Source organism: Alistipes sp. CAG:29 (assembly GCF_000435435.1).
In the GTDB taxonomy this organism is placed as follows: domain Bacteria; phylum Bacteroidota; class Bacteroidia; order Bacteroidales; family Rikenellaceae; genus Alistipes; species Alistipes onderdonkii.
In genome coordinates this window covers 1-627 of record NZ_FR893463.1, presented here as the reverse complement: position 1 = coordinate 627, position 627 = coordinate 1, and the positions used below count along the sequence as shown (strand labels likewise).

Below are 627 nucleotides of genomic sequence, written 5' to 3'. Positions count from 1 at the left end.
GCGGTAGAAAAGTTCAGTAAGCGCAAGCAATTCGTAGGCATCGTACATCATCTGCCCGTTGACGGCACGGGCGCGGATCATCCGCTTTTTACGGCATTGTTCGAGCTGGTGACGGTCCAGACCCAGCACCTCGCAGACCTTGCGGGCCGAGAGGAACATCGGGCGGTCGCTGTGGCTCAACAGGTGTTCGAAAAGCAGTGTGGATTGTGTCAGCATGAAATGCGTGCGGAGCAGTTTCTCCAAAGCTCCGGACTCCACCAAATAATACTTGTCAGGCATAGGGTTATGAATTAAAGGTTCCTGATCCGGTTTTTAAGTTCTTTTCGCTGCCGGCACTCCGTGTCGATCCGCTCGACAAAACGGTTTATCTCGGCAGCGGAGAACATAAGACGGCGCCCGAAGTGGAACCCGGTGAGCTGACCGCTGACGCAGTAACGGCGCAACTGACGGTCGCTGATCTTCAGCAGGTCGCAGACCTCGCTCACTTCAAGGATCGGCGTACCGCAAAGCATATTCCGGTGACGTTTCATATAGGCGATATCTTCGCGGATCTCTCGGACGATTTCCAAAATCTCATCGAGTCGTTCCATAATCGGGTTGCAGTAGGTTTTCGCCGCAAAGATGCAA

The 627-nt window shown here is 53.7% G+C and carries 2 protein-coding genes; both read right to left on the bottom strand.

Annotated elements, in window-relative coordinates:
• On the bottom strand, window positions 1-279 hold a 279-nt coding region (locus tag QVP03_RS06970), incomplete at its 3' end, for a hypothetical protein (RefSeq protein ID WP_288210690.1).
• A gap of 11 nt (window positions 280-290) precedes the next feature.
• On the bottom strand, window positions 291-627 hold a 337-nt coding region (locus QVP03_RS06965), incomplete at its 5' end, for a helix-turn-helix domain-containing protein (RefSeq protein ID WP_288210689.1).